This window comes from Dolichospermum sp. UHCC 0260 (assembly GCF_009711985.1).
Classification (GTDB): Bacteria; Cyanobacteriota; Cyanobacteriia; order Cyanobacteriales; family Nostocaceae; genus Dolichospermum; species Dolichospermum lemmermannii.
This window is the reverse complement of sequence record NZ_VIKZ01000026.1, coordinates 1-16903: the sequence shown is the minus strand read 5'-3', so window position 1 is coordinate 16903 and position 16903 is coordinate 1. Positions and strand designations below refer to the sequence as shown.

At 40.3% G+C, this 16903-nt stretch carries 13 protein-coding genes and 1 tRNA gene; 7 read left to right on the top strand and 7 right to left on the bottom strand.

Annotation, left to right across the window (positions count from 1 at the left end; all coding sequences use genetic code 11):
• The first annotated feature begins 56 nt into the window (after positions 1 to 56).
• Complete coding sequence (locus FJR08_RS11980; protein ID WP_168633314.1) at positions 57 to 1064, top strand: sodium:calcium antiporter; 1008 nt, start codon at positions 57 to 59, stop codon at positions 1062 to 1064.
• A 6-nt stretch (positions 1065 to 1070) separates the two neighbouring features.
• On the opposite strand, the gene FJR08_RS11975 is transcribed toward FJR08_RS11980, so the two are convergent.
• Positions 1071 to 1307 carry a DUF6737 family protein gene (locus FJR08_RS11975; protein ID WP_168633313.1) on the bottom strand — a complete coding sequence of 79 codons (237 nt, stop codon included), beginning with the start codon at positions 1305 to 1307 and terminating at the stop codon, positions 1071 to 1073.
• Between the two features lie 687 nt (positions 1308 to 1994).
• Positions 1995 to 4361: a DNA polymerase III subunit gamma/tau gene (gene dnaX, locus FJR08_RS11970; protein ID WP_168633312.1), complete on the bottom strand. Its 2367-nt coding sequence runs from the start codon at positions 4359 to 4361 to the stop codon at positions 1995 to 1997.
• Between the two features lie 221 nt (positions 4362 to 4582).
• Here dnaX and FJR08_RS11965 point away from each other — a divergent pair, with 221 nt between their 5' ends.
• Both FJR08_RS11965 and FJR08_RS11960 read left to right on the top strand, forming a co-directional pair.
• A complete protein-coding gene (locus FJR08_RS11965) occupies positions 4583 to 5239 on the top strand; it encodes a hypothetical protein (protein ID WP_168633311.1) in 657 nt (218 codons plus the stop codon).
• Positions 5240 to 5936: 697 nt separating this feature from the next.
• On the top strand, positions 5937 to 8843 hold the full coding sequence (locus tag FJR08_RS11960) for a tetratricopeptide repeat protein (protein ID WP_168633310.1): 2907 nt from the start codon (positions 5937 to 5939) through the stop codon (positions 8841 to 8843).
• Between the two features lie 3 nt (positions 8844 to 8846).
• On the opposite strand, the gene FJR08_RS11955 is transcribed toward FJR08_RS11960, so the two are convergent.
• The 4 genes from FJR08_RS11955 to FJR08_RS11940 form a co-directional block, all read right to left on the bottom strand.
• Complete coding sequence (locus FJR08_RS11955) at positions 8847 to 9599, bottom strand: cobalt-precorrin-6A reductase (protein ID WP_174783076.1); 753 nt, start codon at positions 9597 to 9599, stop codon at positions 8847 to 8849.
• Between the two features lie 166 nt (positions 9600 to 9765).
• The gene (locus FJR08_RS11950; RefSeq protein ID WP_168633309.1) at positions 9766 to 10371 is read right to left on the bottom strand and encodes a hypothetical protein; all 606 of its coding nucleotides are present in this window, start codon (positions 10369 to 10371) and stop codon (positions 9766 to 9768) included.
• 258 nt (positions 10372 to 10629) lie between these two features.
• Positions 10630 to 10977, bottom strand: coding sequence for a type II toxin-antitoxin system PemK/MazF family toxin (locus tag FJR08_RS11945; protein ID WP_015078916.1), 348 nt, complete (start codon positions 10975 to 10977; stop codon positions 10630 to 10632).
• Positions 10974 to 11249, bottom strand: a complete 276-nt coding sequence (locus FJR08_RS11940) for a ribbon-helix-helix domain-containing protein (protein WP_015078917.1) — start codon at positions 11247 to 11249, stop codon at positions 10974 to 10976. The genes FJR08_RS11945 and FJR08_RS11940 overlap by 4 nt, the downstream gene beginning before the upstream one ends.
• 311 nt (positions 11250 to 11560) lie before the next feature.
• Between FJR08_RS11940 and ispG the strand changes: the two genes are divergently transcribed.
• From ispG to FJR08_RS11925, 3 genes are all read left to right on the top strand, one after another.
• A complete protein-coding gene (ispG, locus tag FJR08_RS11935; protein ID WP_015078918.1) occupies positions 11561 to 12787 on the top strand; it encodes a (E)-4-hydroxy-3-methylbut-2-enyl-diphosphate synthase in 1227 nt (408 codons plus the stop codon).
• A gap of 301 nt (positions 12788 to 13088) precedes the next feature.
• Positions 13089 to 13162 (top strand) — tRNA-Pro (locus tag FJR08_RS11930).
• A 166-nt stretch (positions 13163 to 13328) separates the two neighbouring features.
• Positions 13329 to 14828: a family 10 glycosylhydrolase gene (locus FJR08_RS11925; RefSeq protein ID WP_168633308.1), complete on the top strand. Its 1500-nt coding sequence runs from the start codon at positions 13329 to 13331 to the stop codon at positions 14826 to 14828.
• Between the two features lie 68 nt (positions 14829 to 14896).
• On the opposite strand, the gene cysC is transcribed toward FJR08_RS11925, so the two are convergent.
• Positions 14897 to 15427: an adenylyl-sulfate kinase gene (cysC, locus tag FJR08_RS11920; RefSeq protein WP_168633307.1), complete on the bottom strand. Its 531-nt coding sequence runs from the start codon at positions 15425 to 15427 to the stop codon at positions 14897 to 14899.
• A 267-nt stretch (positions 15428 to 15694) separates the two neighbouring features.
• Between cysC and FJR08_RS11915 the strand changes: the two genes are divergently transcribed.
• Positions 15695 to 16612, top strand: a complete 918-nt coding sequence (locus tag FJR08_RS11915; protein WP_039200443.1) for a phytanoyl-CoA dioxygenase family protein — start codon at positions 15695 to 15697, stop codon at positions 16610 to 16612.
• The last annotated feature ends 291 nt before the right edge of the window (positions 16613 to 16903 follow it).

The window sequence follows — 16903 nt, the reverse complement described above, 5'->3', positions numbered from 1 at the left end:
CCATTTTTCTGCAAAATTAATAATATTTAATTAAGCCCTATCTTCTCTAAATAACTATGCTACTTCTCCAAGTGATTATATGTCTTACTTTAGTAATTTTTATCGGCTCATGGCTTTCCCAAAGTGCTGATATTGTGGCAGAAAAAACCGGATTAGGACGGACTTGGGTGGGTACAATTCTGTTAGCAGGTGTCACATCTTTACCTGAACTAGCCACAGGGACAAGTGCCATAGTTATATTTAACTCTCCAGACTTAGCTGTAGGGGGCATCTTAGGCAGTTGTCTCTTTAATTTGCTCATTTTGGCATTACTGGATATTTACAACGGTCCTGAACCCGTACTACAGCGAGCGCAGATTAGTCATGGATTAGCCGCTAGTTTGGGCTGTGTCATGCTAGGTGTGACGACTCTGGGAATACTCCTAGCCAAAACAGAAATGAATTTAGCTATAGGATGGGTGGGTATTCCCAGTATTATCTTACTCTTTCTCTACTGGTTGAGCGCCCGCATGATTGCTCAATTTGAGATGAGACGACGCGCACAAGTGCTAGAAGAAGAAATTGAGGCTTTTCAATATCAACATATTACCTCACAACAAGCATATCTGAGGTTTATTTTCCTCTCAGTCATAATTGTCATTCTCGGTATTTGGTTGGCATTTTTAGGTGATAGAATTGCAGCAGTAACTGGATTGGGACAAAGCTTTATTGGTGCAATTCTCTTAGCGACAGCCACCTCACTTCCCGAAGTAGTAGCATCATTGGCCGCTGTGCGACTTAATGCGGTTGATTTAGCAGTATCCAATGTTTTTGGTTCTAATATCACCAATTTAGCAATTTTAGGCTTTTATGACTTGGTGTATTTACAAGGTAATCTCTGGTTAAATATCAGTCAGATACATATATTTACTGCTATTGTTGCCATGATTATGACTTCAGTAGCTATTAATGGACTGATTTATCATGCTGTCAGCGGTTCACGAATGTACATTACCTGGGATGGATTAACTCTCGTTGCGCTCTATGTTGGTGGAATGTATGTGATTTATCGGGATATATTTTGATGGGAATTAAGGATGTTTTTCTAAATTATCCAAAACTCCACTGCGAATCATCATCTGCGGCCAAATTAACAGAAAAAATCCCATCCAAATCAATAATGGAATAGCAACTAAAATTGTTAACCAAATAATTTTGAAGATTAACCAACTACCGCTGATTAATGTTAAACTGGTTAGGATAATTGACCAAGGTTGACACCACCAAGGTTTAGATTGCCAAGGACTAATGGTTTGTTGTTCAGACATTTTTTGATTTAATCAGTAAACCTATACCTTACCTCATATCTTGCACTTACTCAAGAAACAGGGAAAATGCAAATGTCAGTAACCCAGCCCTAAAGGGACTGGGCTTGCAAGAGTAATCAATCAAGCAAGCCGTACTGACCAGACCACCCTGAGCGTAGTCGAAGGGTAGCCGTTATTTGAGTCACGACACCCCGGAATGCGTAGCCCCTTCGGGGTTCAGCAGTCGCTCATGGGGGAAACCCCCAAGACCGCGCTGCTTCACTAGTTCCCTGCTCTGTCATTTGCAATTAAACAGTTTTAAGGTCACTGAAACAGTGTTGCAAGTCTAAAAAGCTCTTATAACAGGTCGTTCGCGCAGCGTGCCGGAGGCATCTAGCTAACATTACCCCAGAAATGGGAGGCTCTTTGGAGCAAAACATTATGCGTACAGAGTTGGAGAATTTGAATCGGTAATTGTCCCGTTGAAAGTACATTACAAAAGTACCCCAAATTTCCCAACTCCAAGGCGGTAATGAAAAAATATTCAAAGCGGTTAAAACCGCCCGTGTCGCTTCCCTCTCAGCACTAAAGTGACTGAGTTTCCCGCTTACCGCGAGGTCTTATGAAAATTGCTTCTGATCCTTACAGACGTTATTAGCAACTGTCAAATATTTAAATAAGGGGAGAATCTCGACAGTTCTGAATTTCTCAACTATATTCATCATCAACATAAGATTCATATATTTCAGGCGTTTCAGTGGAAGTAACAGAATCAGATAATTGAAAACTATCATCTGTCATGCGGATGATTTCTCCAGAAAAGAACTTTGCTAGACTTTCCGCAGCTTTAACCACACCATCATGATCCCAACTTGATGGCGATGGTTGCACTGGTGCTGCATTGGTAACAACAGGCTCAACTCGGACTGGTACGGGTGGTGGTGCGGATACTGTAGCTACTGGCTGTGGTACGGCTGAGGGTGGCTGTGGTGTGGGTTGCGGGGCTGGAGGTTGGTAATTAGATGTAGGTTGGGGTGGTTGTTGATAAGATGTAGGTTGGGGTGGTTGTTGAACGGGAGTAGAATTTTGTGGAGGTGGATTTCGCTTAGTTGATGTGGCGTTGGCAGTGGTAGCTTTTTCTAAGGTAACTTGAATTTCCTGCTGGAAGGTTTGTCTAAAGGCCGTAGTGATGATCGGTAGATAAGATTTCACTTTGTCATACCAAACCGCTTTTACACCTACACGAGCAACTACACCATTAAATTCCATTAAATGGCACATTTGACCCAATAATGCTTGTGTGGGTAGCTGCTGAATATGTCCACGGACTTGTTGCCAAAGTTGAGTTAAATTGTATTGTGAACCTTCTCCTACTGGCTGTATTGGTTCTGGTTGATGGTTAGTAGGTGGTGGTGCATATACAGGTTCTGACGTGGGTACTGGTGCAAAATTCACAGATGAGTTGTGATTTGTGGGCGGATATGCTGGTGGTGCAGCAGCGGGAGGATAAGCTGGAGTGACAGCAGTTGTATTAACTTGCTGAGAAATATTTGCAGTTTGAATTTGAATATTGGCACTGGGTAATAATCCCAGTAATGTTACTTCTAACCATAAACGGGGTTGAGTGGTGTTTTTTAGTTGTAATTCTGCTGTTCTCAGGTGTTGTTGTCCTCGTAAGATGGTACTAATATCAAATTTTTGGGCAAAGTCAACTAATGATGTCCAGGTTGATTCAGTACAAGCAACTAAATCTTGACGATTGGGAGCGGTTTTAGCTATGAGGAAATCTCGATAAAAAGCGGCGAGATTTTGGAGAATGATCAGGGGTTCTCGACCTCGATCTAGGATTTTCCGGGTAGAGTCTAGGACTATTTCGGCTTGATCTTGAGCGATCGCTTCTAATAGTCCAAATAGGTCTTTTTCGCTGACTGAACCTACCAAATCCCAAACCTTATCCGGTGTCACTTCCCCAGCAATTAAAGCTAATTGATCAAGTAAACTTTCTGCATCTCTTAATCCTCCTTGGGCAATTTGTCCCACCAGAGTCAGAGAATCATGAGAAATATGAATACTTTCCTTAGCGGCAATATACGTTAAATGTTTTACCATTGCCTCTAACTGAATCCGTCGAAAATCAAACCTTTGACAACGAGAAATAATTGTTGGTAATACCCTTTGTGCGTCTGTTGTAGCGAGGACAAAAACAACGTGCTTAGGTGGTTCTTCTAGGGTTTTAAGTAATGCGTTGAACGCTGCGGTACTTAGCATATGACAGTTATGTACTAGTAATCCATTAGCGACAAAGTTATGATTATCCTCAACTTCAAGATCATAAACTCGCTCAACTCCAGCGAGGTGAACAGATTCGACCTTCTCCAAATTTGTAAATGAGCGTGTCGCATCCACATTCACAGGGGATAGTATCTTCATTCCTGCTTTTACGTCTTTGGCTGCTATCCATCCCTGGTCAGTCCTGATTAAATGATTAATTGTACACTTAATTTCTCTGTGAGTTGTTTTGATCACTAAGGTCTGCTTTTCCCCTTGATCTAACCAACGGACAACTTTTTTAAACTCCCATTTTTCAGAGGAGTCATTGTAACTAAGAACTCTCTGACCTTGAATATTCGGGTTATCAAGGCGGACAATTCCGGCATCTGTGAGAATCAATGAGTCTCCAGTCAGGCATTCATCAATCACATAAACTTTATAACGACACTGCATCGGGGCAAACTGCGCCCTTTCAATCAGTTCACGGATATTATCAACACCCGTATTACTAGCAGCGTCAATTTCAATCACATCAGTAGAATAGCCTTTAGTAATACCCTGACAGATTTCACAAACACCGCAGGGTTGGGGGGTTGGCTGGTTGCCTTGGAGACAATTGAGAGATTTAGCGAGAATTCTCGCACTGGAAGTTTTTCCTGTACCTCTAGGGCCAGTGAACAAATAGGCAGGGGCGATTTTCGCTGAGAGAATGGCATTAGTTAGGGTAGTAGCGATCGCCTCTTGACCCACCAGTTCAGCGAAACTCTTTGGCCGATACTTATGGTGCAGTGGTTCGTAAGACATGGAGACAGGTTTAAATCCGTATATCCCAGGTAAATTTTAGGGTTTTACCATTCTAACAACTCATGGTAATTTTGCCTCAGACATAGCCGCTAGTACCGCAGGGCGGAAGTCAAAAGTCAAAAGTCAAAAGTCAAAACTAATATACAGTCAAAATAAATTTGACGAACTACTAGTCACTCACACCGTTAAAATTTTAATAAGCAACATCAATGGTGCATCAAATGTTTAAGCGGCTAATTCAATGGCTCAAAAAATTTTTTCGGCACTTGTTTGGTGGTAAACAAAATTTTACCCCCAGTCGGGAACAAGTCCCCAAAGCAGTAGTTCCACCCCTCACTGACACAGATTTAGAATTTCTCTTTACAGAACTACTAGAAGGAGTTCATCAGGTCAAGGGAGAAACTTGGGCGCAAAAATGGTTACATAATCTTGAACACCGTGTTAGCACCCAACAGTGGCTAGAATGGTTAAATCGTTTTGGTGACAGATTATTAGCATCTTCTAAACCCCATAATGAATTAGCAGCTAGATTAGTTCAACTTGGTGAGTTAGGGGTTGGGGAAATCAGCAATCTGTCCTACGATATAGGCATGAAAGTCTTAACAGGCAATCCAGGAGAACCAGTTTGGGAATACGAAGGTCCCGATGCAGTAGAAAATAATCTTTTAATACCTGCCAACACGGAAGAAAATTTACCAGAAGGGGAATACAAAACTGTCAGTCTAGATGAATTGTTGATGATGTTGCAGCAGGATGAAGCCCTATGCGAGCAAATCTCCCAACAACTAGGAGTGGAAACAAATAATCCAGAAGAAATTATTCAGGTATTAGTTAGTCAGTATAATGAAGCGAACGAGTCTTCTGAATCACAAGGATAAATCCCAGTGACCGAAAAGACGGGACACAAGCCCGGTCCTTCCAGAACGGCTTTATGTTAAAATTTTGTCATAGTCGCCATAGGGCATTGGGAGACTTTAAACGGACATGGAGGGACGATAAGACCACTTGTGGCTGTTCTGGCGAAGTGTCAAGTGTTTCCCCGCACCTTCAGGTCGGTGAGTATGTCAATAAGTTTGATTTGTGCGGTGTAGCTATCAATATTTTTACAGTATTACCCGGTAAGCGTAAAGCTCAGTCACTTTAGTGCTGAGATATAAGCGACACGGGCGAAAATATTTAGCCTAACTCAATAACAGTAGATGTGATACAATGTAAACAATTCTAGAATTTAAGTATAACTAAACGACGTAAAAACTTAACTTATTTGGTTGAGTGCGTAGTCATACCTAACGGTATTGCTGTTTAGGAAAGCTAAATTTGGTGAAAAATGAAATGCAAAAAACGAGTACGGTAGGGCATACCGGAATTAACGCTTTAGGAGAATCGACCTCTGTTTTTGTTGGAGTAATCCAGCAATTGTAAGTTGGCTCATTGATTAAAGAATCGAGCGCGTCTAAAGACGCTGAGAGTGTCAAGTGGGTCTATTTGGTTTTCTAGTCCATTCCGTAATTAATAATTTTTTTTGACACAAGGATAGCTACAATCTAGGAGAAAGAAAATCCCATAAATTGGCAGATGTTCAGGTGGCTCTTGCAGTGGCTTAACAAATTTTTACAGTCCCCCTTGACTATCCTGGGAATCACCGATTCCCAGGATAGTCAAGGCAATCTGGTGGCAGATCAACCACCAGAACTCACGAATGCGGATCTAGAGTTGTTATTTAATGAACTACTAGAAGGTGTGCATCAAGCGCGGGGACAACAGTGGGCGTTGAAGTATTTGCAGCGGATGGAACCGAGAATTACAGTTGATCGGTGGATAGATTGGCTGTTGATATTTGGGGACAAATTATTAGCTTCTCCCGCACCGAATCTTCCTTTAGCCAACCGCATGGTGAAACTGGGTGAGTTAGGTATTGGTGAGGTTAGCAACCTGGCCTATGATATTGGGATGCAGCTATTGCGGCGCAACCTCAATCAGGAGTATGAGCGCAAGCAAGAGTCACAGGAGTTGGAAAGTTCCATCCCCACAGCAGAGGAGTTAGATACTCCTGGTCAGGAATTGCTCCGCCAATTTGAGGAACAAATCTGGCAAGATCAGAATGTGGAAAGTGTGACTAATCCATCAGTATCCCAAATGGTTGAGGATCTCTTCACTGGTCAGTCTGTAGGGTTAAGTAATGGGTCTTTAGCTGAGAATGCAGCTAAGACAGAAAATGACTATCACAGTTATGAGTATAGAATTCAGGAATTTTCCCAGAATGCTGCGGAAATAATTGCCGATCCAGAATCTCCCAGGGAGAAAAGCTGGAACGAGTCTTTGATGAATATAGAACCGCAGTTAGCGTCCACTTTAGATGAGTTGGTGGTGCGGTTGGAGCAAAGTAGCAATCTTGTCCAGCATTTAGCGTCGGAATTGGCAATTCGTGATCGGCAACTTGTCCAGCAATCAACATCACAGATAGTTATTACTAATCCGGCGGAAAGTTTATTTTATCAGGGTTTACGGCAGGCTAAAGCTGGAGATTTGTTGAAGGCTTTGGCTTTATATGAACGGGCAAGTCAAATCCAACCTCATGTTTATGAGTATTGGTTTAATCAGGGTTTAGCATTATTTTACTTGCAACGGTTTTCCGAAGCGATCGCTGCTTATGACCAAACACTGGCTCTCAGACCGGATTTTTATCAGGTTTGGTATAGCCGAGGCGGTATTCTGGGCGAGTTGGGAGACTTTGATGCGGCTATTGCTTCCTTTGATCAAGCGATCGCTATTAAACCAGATTACCAAGCAGCTTGGTCTAGCAGAGGTTTAGCATTACTCAAGTTAGGTTTAATTGGGGAAGCTATTGATAGTTATGATCAAGCCCTGAATTTAGAACCCCAAGATTCTGAAACTTGGTACTACCGGGGGATAGCTTTGGCTGTGGTTGAGCAATATGCAGAAGCGATTGCTAGTTATGATCAAGCCCTCAATCTCCAACCCAACTATCATGAAGTGTGGATTGATCGGGGTGTGGTGCTATTTAATTTAAAACAATGGTTAGAAGCAATTGAATCATGGGATCAAGCCCTGGCCATTCAGCCAGAATTTTATCTAGCTTGGTATAACCGGGGTGTGTCCTTTGAACACTTAGGTCGTCGGGAAGATGCAATCTCATCCTATCAACAAGCGATCGCCATCAAACCCGATTTCCACCCAGCCTGGTATAACCAAGCCGTAGCCCTATTTTACCTAGACCGTTCTGCCCAAGCTATATCCGGCTATGACAGGGCTTTAGAAATTAAACTAGACTACTGGGAAGCTTGGCTAGGAAGGGGTGCGGCGGCTGGTCATCTCACCCCCCACCAATCATCACTAATTGTAGTTAGTAGCATTTCTGCATCCAATCCTGCCCTTAACTTAGGCGGCTATGAAGGTAAATTAGCAAGTTATCAGACAGGTTTGAAACATCTTCGCCCGGATACTCACCCAGAAGGTTGGGGAAGATTACGTATAGCTATTGGTAATACTTACTACGAGCAAGCGAAAAAAGCCACCACACCTCGTGATTATTGGCATCATGCCATGTCCGAATATCAACTGGCACTATCTACGCTGACAGCAGAAGATTTTCCAGAATTGCATTTGGATATTTTGCAATCTCTGATGAAAGTGCTTGTCTGTTTGGGGGAAACAGTAGCGGCACAGGAATTACAAAAATGGGGAACTGAATTATTACAACAATTACTCACTCAGCCGAATCGGACTGATGAAAATAAAAAACAACTGGTACTAAAATTTGCAGGTTTGGGACAACTAGCAGTTGATTTAGCTGTAAATACAGGAGATTTAGTAGAAGCTTGGGAAATGGCTGAACAGGGGAGAAATAACTGTTTACAGTTGTTAATGCCTGATTTGAATTATCAACTTGAGTCAGGAGATTATCGCTCTATTCAACAATTACTGAATCCTACCACAGCCATAATTTATTGGCATCTTAGCCCAGCCGCTTTGCACACATTCATTATCAAAGATCAAGCCCCAGCTCCGATTTTACTGTTTACACCCATCCAAGAGACAGAAGGAATTCCCGAAGCAATAAAACGCTTAATTGAATTTGAACATTGGTTAGCAGATTGGCAAGAATCATCAACACTATCAAAACTATTGCAGTTGCAAAATATCTTGAATATTTCCACAATTACTCAAGAATTGGCAGGGATAGATACAATAATTTTAGTTCCCCATCGGGACTTGTATAAATTACCTTTGCACAGTTTATTTAATCTGTCTTTTGCTTCAGGATCTTCTGTAAATGTGGCAAATTACAATATTACCTATTTGCCTAGTTTAGCTATGGGAATTTATTTACAATCTCAATCATTCTCCAATGGGCATCAACATCATGGTCTTCCGGTTTATCCCTTACTCAAATCTGATAAATTAGCATCAGAAATTATCAGCGAAACCTTGGCTATTTCTCAGGATTTTCTCAGTTATTAATTGTCAACTGTCAATGATCAATTGTTTAAGAAGCCATTGCACAGCACTATCTACATCTGCAACTTGTTCTCCTGGGGGTACAGGTGGACGATTTACCATCACCACCTTTATCCCTAGTTTCCTAGCGGCGATAATTTTGGGATATGTGGCACTACCACCGCTATTTTTGCTGACAATGGTATCTATATTGTATTTGAGGAGAATTTCTTGTTCGTTTTCTAAACTAAAGGGACCGCGATCGCATAAAATTAATCCAGGTGGAACGACAACATCAGCATTTGGTGGATCAATCATCCGCATTAAAAACCAAATTTCCTGTAAATGTGCAAAAGTCGCAATTTCTTGTCTACCAATTGTTAAAAATACTCGGTTAGCTTGATTTGCTAAAACAGCAGCAGCAGCCAAATTATTTTCTACTTCTAACCAATAATCATCCTTGAGTTTTTCCCAAGCTGGACGAATTACCATTAATCGAGGAATACCTACTTCCTGAGTCGCTGCGGCTGCATTCTCAGAAATTTGATTAGCAAAAGGATGAGTAGCATCAATTAATATATCAATTTGCATTTCTCGCAGATAAGTCACCAATCCGGCTACACCACCAAAACCGCCTATTCGCACATTACCAACAGGAGCAGCAGGTTCACGGGTACGACCGGCTAGAGAGGAGATAGCCTCAATACCAGGAATATTTGCTACCTTAGCAGCTAATTCTACCGCATCACCAATTCCACCGATAATTAAAACCCGCAACATATCAATTTAAGACAAATGGGATTGAAGCCAGCAGTTTAAGTTTAACTAAGTAGGTAAACAGTTTCTCTGTGTTCATTGACTAGTACCGCAGGGCGGAATTAAAAATTAACAATTAAAAATTAAAAAGCAGATTTTATAAGCTTTTTAGGGACTTTTAATGGTTATCTTACTTACGCTGTACTGTACTAGATTCTAAAGTTTTAACTTGATTTTGGAGTTTTTCTAAAGTTTGTAAATGGGATTGGTGCAATGAATTACCTAGCCAAATCAAACTTCCACTAAATAAAGTTACTGTAATAACTAAAATACCTGTTAACAATTTCACTTGTAAATGCAGACGTTTTATCTGATTAATTTGATTTTCCTCTGGAAGCTGAGAAATAGAAACTAAATTGAGATTTTCATTTTCTGTCATCACCTCTAATCTCTTTTCTTCTACTCTTATAAATGTAACTTTACCTTGCAGCCATCCAGTAATCAAATCAGGGCAATTTTTCTTAAACCATTGCCAAGCCAGTATTTTAAATGCAGGTTTAGATATTTTAGTCATAAATTTTAGAGTTTTATTGAGAGTTCCAAACTTAAATTTTTGATTTACTAAATTAGTTGAACCAACATCATAGAGACAATCCATGATGGATTTAATTGTAATTTCTTCCTGATAAATCAAAGTTTTTACTAATAACCTAAGTTCATTAATTAGTTGTTTCTCTTTCTCTTTCTCTTGAGACTGTTGTGTTAAATGATTTGATATTTTTATTGATTTAGACATATTTCAATAATAAATTTTGAAGTTTTCCACGTTTTCCTCATACCAAGTCACGTTAATTCAGGAAATGAGATAGGACTGACAAAACGACCTACTTATCTACCCTGATTTCCTGTTCCTCATTCCCTCCCTTAAAAGCTAGTACCGCAAGGCGAAAGTCAAAAGTCAAGCCTAAGACGGTATAGGCTTTTGGGCGATTTAGAATGGACGTTTGGCGTAGCTCAGTTGAGACGTTGGTTGATTTACGCCCTTGTGTACTAGTTAATATCCTGGCAAATCTAAGGCAATTAATAACGCTTGCTCCAAATGTGCCATGACAACTTCAGAAAGTATTCCTCTTAAACGCAAAAAGCGGGTTTTAGATAACACCCGCACCTGATCTGCCATGGCGATTGAGTCTTTCTTGAGTCCGCCATCTGGTGATAAAATTAAAACTTGAGTAGGGTAAACTCGCTTTCCGTCTTGATAGGTGGTACAGGGTACTGCTAAAACGACTGGGCTGGATAGATTAATTACATCGCGACTAACAATAATCACTGGGCGAGTTCCTCCCTGCTCCGAGCCTTCAGTCATTTCTAGACGCGCATCATAAACCTCACCCCTTCTCATCTTGGCGATTCCCCTAACTGCAACGCCTCCCACTGCGCGGTAGCAAATTCTACCTCTAGTTTTAAGACCTCTGCTTGATAATCTGGATCATTAGCCATTTCTGCCAATGCGGCATCAATTTCGGATCGCTTTTGTAAGGCTAGTTCCCTTCGTAAAGCCTGAGCGACAAAATCATTCCGACTTTTAGCTTTCCCTTCCATAACTGCCTTATCTGTAGCTTCTAGCAGTTCCCTGGGAATGGTTAATGTCGTGCGAACGGTTTCTGTTTTCATAGAGCGTTCATTATTTGATGACTGAAGTGATGTCTTATATCATATCGTTTTACGCATCAATTTAGTAAATTTAAGTTGGTCATTAGTCATTGGTCAGTAGGGGCGAAGCATTGGGAAGATAAATTATCGGTCATTGCCAAAAATAATTCTCCAAATGCTTCGCCCGTACAGTTGTTAGTTGTAAAACTCTTGGTTATTTTTTGATTTACTTTTCAATTTAGCACCTAAAATACCCCAAATTGTGGCAATCTGAGAAGTATAACCGCTGGCAATCTGATATTTTAGCTACAGAAAATCTACCTATTTAGATTATGCAAACTCTGCCGACTTTGGAAATTACCAACACTACATCTAGTCAACCAACCTTTGATACCACCATCAAACGCCGCAAAACCCGCGCTGTACAAGTGGGAGATGTCACCGTTGGGGGAGGATATCCAGTGGTGGTACAGTCAATGATTAATGAAGATACTCTGGATATTGATGGTTCTGTCGCTGGCATTCGTCGTCTCCATGAAATAGGCTGCGAAATTGTCCGCGTCACTGTTCCTAGTATTGGACACGCTAAAGCACTGGCGGAAATTAAACAAAAATTAATTCAAACTTACCGTGATGTGCCAATTGTAGCCGACGTACATCACAATGGCATGAAAATCGCCTTGGAAGTTGCCAAACATATCGAAAAAGTGCGAATTAATCCAGGTTTGTATATATTTGAGAAAGCAAATACCAGCCGCACCGAATATACAAAAACTGAATTTGACGAAATTGGCGAAAAAATCCGCGAAACCTTGGCACCGCTGGTAATTTCCTTGCGTGATCAAGGTAAAGCTATGCGAATTGGCGTAAATCATGGTTCTTTGGCGGAAAGAATGCTATTTACCTATGGTGACACCCCGGAAGGGATGGTGGAATCTGCCTTAGAATTTATTCGCATTTGTGAATCTTTGGATTTTCATAATGTCGTAATTTCCATGAAAGCCTCACGAGTTCCTGTCATGGTGGCTGCATATCGGCTTATGGCTAAACGCATGGATGATTTAGGCATGGATTATCCTCTTCACCTGGGCGTGACAGAAGCAGGTGACGGGGAATATGGCAGAATTAAATCTACTGCGGGTATTGCCACATTATTGGCTGACGGTATTGGTGACACAATCCGCGTCTCTTTGACAGAAGCACCAGAAAAGGAAATTCCGGTTTGTTACAGCATTCTGCAAGCTTTGGGTTTGCGGAAAACAATGGTTGAATATGTGGCTTGTCCTTCTTGCGGACGGACTTTATTTAACCTAGAGGAAGTGCTGCACGTAGTCCGGGAAGCTACTAAACATTTAACAGGTCTGGATATTGCTGTGATGGGTTGTATTGTGAATGGACCTGGCGAAATGGCCGATGCTGACTATGGATATGTTGGTAAAAACCCTGGTTATATTTCTTTATATCGTGGTCGGGATGAAATTAAAAAAGTTCCAGAAGCCCAAGGTGTAGAGGAATTGATTAATCTGATTAAAGCCGACGGACGTTGGGTAGATCCTTAATTAATAAAATTTTTACTTCTATCTCTCCGGTGAATTACTTAATTTTTTATCTGACCGCGAATAACCCAAAGATAGAAAATTAGTAATTTTGCAGGAGGCAGAAGGTTTATCGCAGATGAAGATCTAACTTCAACGGAACGCCAGCAATCTTCAGATCAGGGATTCTAAAATTTTTTCAAAAAACCCCTTGCTATTTTCTTTAGTCTTGTGATATATTAACAAGAGTGACTTAATAAGTTTTAGATGGACAATTTTGGAATCATCCCCACTCCAAAAGTCTAAAATCTCAAGTTCACATTTACGGGACGTAGCGCAGCTTGGTAGCGCGCCACTTTGGGGTAGTGGAGGTCTAGGGTTCAAATCCCTACGTTCCGATTTATGCAAACTTTAATCATGGCACATTCTTCTCATTCAATGTAAATGTTTGAGTTGTTTGTGTGGAATACTGCTTTTGATGGTTGTATGTCTCTCCAAATCTGGGGATATTTTAAGTGCAGGCTATTTCATGCAAGCTATTACAAATTTAAACTGATTGCTATATATGTCTGATTACAACTGGAAATTTGTAAGACTAATTTTGTCTTGGCAAGGTGTATTTACTATAATTATTGCTAGTTGCTTATTAATTCTCAACTTAGTTACCGCACCAGCTATTGCTCAAAAGGGACAGGATTGTCGGGTATCATCAAAAGCAACTCAAGAAAAAGAAAAATTACGTTTATTAGCTTTTAAAGGCAATAAAGAGGCAGAAAGTCGCTATCAGAAATTACTCAAACAGCATACACAAGAATTAAAAACCTGTCGTAGTCAGACTTGGCCACAAACTCAAGCTATTTGGTTGCGCTTGTATCCCTGCGATATCCAGCCGGGAGTAGTTGATCAAATTATGGACCGCATTGTCAACCAAGGCTATAACCAAGTTTATTTAGAAGTATTTTATGATGGCCGGGTACTATTACCAGCCGCAGCTAACCCAACTGTTTGGCCTGCTGTGGTTCGCATTCTTGGTGCAGAAAAATTTGATTTATTGGCATTAGCAATTAAAAAAGGGCAACAACGCGGGTTGAAAGTTTATGCTTGGATGTTTACGAATAACTTTGGTTATACTTATGCTCAACGGGCAGATAGACAAAATGCGATCGCTCGTAATGGCAAAAATCAAACCAGCTTATCCGTAGTAGAAGATAGTTCTCAAGTCTTCATTGATCCTTACAACACTCAGGCTAAAAACGATTACTACCGCATGATACAACAGGTTATACGCCGTCGTCCAGATGGTATTCTCTTCGATTATGTTCGCTATCCTCGTCAGATTGGTAATGATTCTATTGCTACCAAAGTTCATGATTTATGGCTATTTACCCCTGCTACCCAAGAAATCTTATTTCGTCGCGCCAAAAATTCCAAAGGATTAGAATTAATTCGCCGTTTTCTCACCAGAGGATATGTGAGTGCTGGTGATATAACAGAAATTGATAAACGCTATCCTCAAGAAGATGAACCATTATGGGAAGGGCGTATTCCTCGAAAAAAACAGAAATCTTTGCCTTCCCCAGCGGAAAAACAGCGGGTTTTGCAATTGGATTTATGGTTATTCACTGTTGCTCATGCTATGCAAGGTATCTTAGATTTTGTGGCTTTAGCAAGTTACCCAGCTAAACAAAAAGGTATTCCCGCTGGAGTGGTATTTTTTCCCGAAGGTAATCAAGCTTTAGGACAAGGGTATGATTCCCGTTTGCAACCTTGGGATAGGTTTTCTAGTAACTTACAATGGCATCCCATGTCCTATGCAAATTGCGGTAATGTTGATTGTATTGTGGCACAAGTTCGACAGGTTTTGAAGATGGCACAACCAGGGACAAAAGTGATTCCGGCTTTAGCTGGTAAGTGGGGAGAATCAATTAGTAATCGTCCATCTTTGGAAGTGCAAATGCAAGCTCTCCGGCAATTATCTCCTCAAATTAAAGCTGTTAGCCATTTTGCATATTCTTGGCAATATCCTCAAGATGATAATGAACGGAAATCTTGTCATGGACGGTAAGATACAAGAAGCTCACCCTCTCAAGTGCTAATACTTATTTAAGCATAATTGACAATAATTTTGGCTCTTCAGTAATTGTTACGAACTTCAAGGATTGCCTTTAGAACTTTGCTTACACTCTCATCTAGATTTTCATGATCTGTTTTGCATTCAACTTCTGGGTCAATTGGTGGTTCATAGGGATCATTAACTCCTGTGAAGTTTTTAATTTCCCCTGATCTAGCTTTTTTATATAAACCCTTGACATCTCGTTGCTCACAAACATCTAACGGAGTATTGACATAAACCTCAATGAAATTACCAATTTTCTGCCGAACTTCATTACGGATATCTCGGTAGGGAGAAATGGCTGCAACCAAAACAATTACACCATTGCGAGTCAATAATTGGGCAACAAAGCCTATGCGACGAATATTTTCGTCTCTATCTTTCTTGCTGAAACTTAAACCCTTCGTTAAGTTCTGGCGGACAATATCGCCATCAAGAACTTCAACTTTATCGCCCTGTTCCAGAAGCTTTTGCTCTACATCTCTACAAATGGTAGTTTTACCCGCTCCACTTAAACCAGTAAACCAAACAGTCACACCTGATTGTTGCATTTTTATGGGTTTTAATTCTAAATCTTAATCAATACCTTGCCCAAAAAAAGAGTATGAAGAGAGGGCTGATGTAGTAAAGTTTCTGCAACATTTATTTACAATGTGTCCCAAATTGCAGCTATCTCGACTTTACCCCCTGTAGGCTAGGTTTATCTAAGTATGTAAAGTTTTGTTACGATATTTAACATTTACTGGATACAACTCAATCTTTTGGTAGTATCACATAGAATATATTTACTGATGATTTTTAGTAACAATAGACAAGAAATGAAGACTCAAATTAACCCAAATATGGCAAAAATCTGTACAACCCGCCCCTTAAATGCGGAACAAATTAATGAATATCACAAAAAGGGATATGTGATTATTCGTAATTTCTTTGACCGAGAAGAAATTGAACCAATTCGGAAAGCTTGTGAAGCTGACCCCAGTATTAACGGAGCGCAAACGACTGTTAATGACAAAGCAGGGGGATATTTTAAGGTAACACTCTGGTCTGAATTAGGTGATACACTCTTAGGCGTAATGCCACGGACTGCTCGAATGATAGATGCAGTAGAAACTCTTTTAGGAGGAATGGAATGCTATCATTGGCACTCAAAAATCGTCAGAAAATTGACCAATGATGGACAACTACATTTTCATCAAGATTATGCGACTTGGTATGAAGATGGTTGTTTGTTTCCCTATCATGTAACTTGTACTATTGCGATTGATAAGAGTGATAAAGGCAATGGTTGTGTAAAAATGGTGCCTGGTTCCCATAATTTGGGTCGTATTCATCGCGTTCGGATTGGAGATACTAAAGATACTCATTGTCCTGACCCATTTCGTATCGAAAAAGCGTTAGAAAAATTGGGGATTGATTATTGTGAAATGGAACCAGGGGATGCTATGTTTTTCCATTCCAATACGTTACATGGTTCCGACCCGAATAGGTCTGATAGACCTCGAACTTTAATGCACTGTTCTTACAACGCAGTCTTCAATGAGCCAATTATTCGTGAAGGACAAGAACATCATCTCTATCGACCTCTAATTAAGCTACCTGATTCTGTAATTAAAGAGGGTAAATATAGCTCAATATTTGATGGACACATATTCCATGAACCAGAGGTAGAAGGAAAACCAGGCGCAGGTGTATTTTTTCGACGGGTAGACAGCGACGTGAATTACAATAAATAAATCATCATTAATCGTTTAATTTCTTGTTAGCAATTATTGACATAATAAAAGCTATTGTCAATCCAATATAGCTATCAATTAGTCAAAAAGCAACAGGAGACTGAGATGAAATTAGGATTTTATCTCAGTCTGAACAAGCTAATGCGTGGTACCTTTTTCTTACTATTTATTAAGGAACAAAAAGCATGGAAAAAACTGAACATTGTGGAAAAATGACCACGGGGACTACAGGTTTAAATACTAGTTGGGTTTATAGTGAAGGAAAATTAAATAAAAATCGTCAATATATCC

Excerpts from the sequence above, each read along its gene's own strand:
- FJR08_RS11980 (WP_168633314.1), top strand. The coding sequence starts at position 57 with ATGCTACTTCTCCAAGTGATTATATGTCTTACTTTAGTAATTTTTATC.
- FJR08_RS11975 (WP_168633313.1), bottom strand. The coding sequence starts at position 1,307 with ATGTCTGAACAACAAACCATTAGTCCTTGGCAATCTAAACCTTGGTGG.
- dnaX (WP_168633312.1), bottom strand. The coding sequence starts at position 4,361 with ATGTCTTACGAACCACTGCACCATAAGTATCGGCCAAAGAGTTTCGCT.
- FJR08_RS11965 (WP_168633311.1), top strand. The coding sequence starts at position 4,583 with ATGTTTAAGCGGCTAATTCAATGGCTCAAAAAATTTTTTCGGCACTTG.
- FJR08_RS11960 (WP_168633310.1), top strand. The coding sequence starts at position 5,937 with ATGTTCAGGTGGCTCTTGCAGTGGCTTAACAAATTTTTACAGTCCCCC.
- FJR08_RS11955 (WP_174783076.1), bottom strand. The coding sequence starts at position 9,599 with ATGTTGCGGGTTTTAATTATCGGTGGAATTGGTGATGCGGTAGAATTA.
- FJR08_RS11950 (WP_168633309.1), bottom strand. The coding sequence starts at position 10,371 with ATGTCTAAATCAATAAAAATATCAAATCATTTAACACAACAGTCTCAA.
- FJR08_RS11945 (WP_015078916.1), bottom strand. The coding sequence starts at position 10,977 with ATGAGAAGGGGTGAGGTTTATGATGCGCGTCTAGAAATGACTGAAGGC.
- FJR08_RS11940 (WP_015078917.1), bottom strand. The coding sequence starts at position 11,249 with ATGAAAACAGAAACCGTTCGCACGACATTAACCATTCCCAGGGAACTG.
- ispG (WP_015078918.1), top strand. The coding sequence starts at position 11,561 with ATGCAAACTCTGCCGACTTTGGAAATTACCAACACTACATCTAGTCAA.
- FJR08_RS11925 (WP_168633308.1), top strand. The coding sequence starts at position 13,329 with ATGTCTGATTACAACTGGAAATTTGTAAGACTAATTTTGTCTTGGCAA.
- cysC (WP_168633307.1), bottom strand. The coding sequence starts at position 15,427 with ATGCAACAATCAGGTGTGACTGTTTGGTTTACTGGTTTAAGTGGAGCG.
- FJR08_RS11915 (WP_039200443.1), top strand. The coding sequence starts at position 15,695 with ATGAAGACTCAAATTAACCCAAATATGGCAAAAATCTGTACAACCCGC.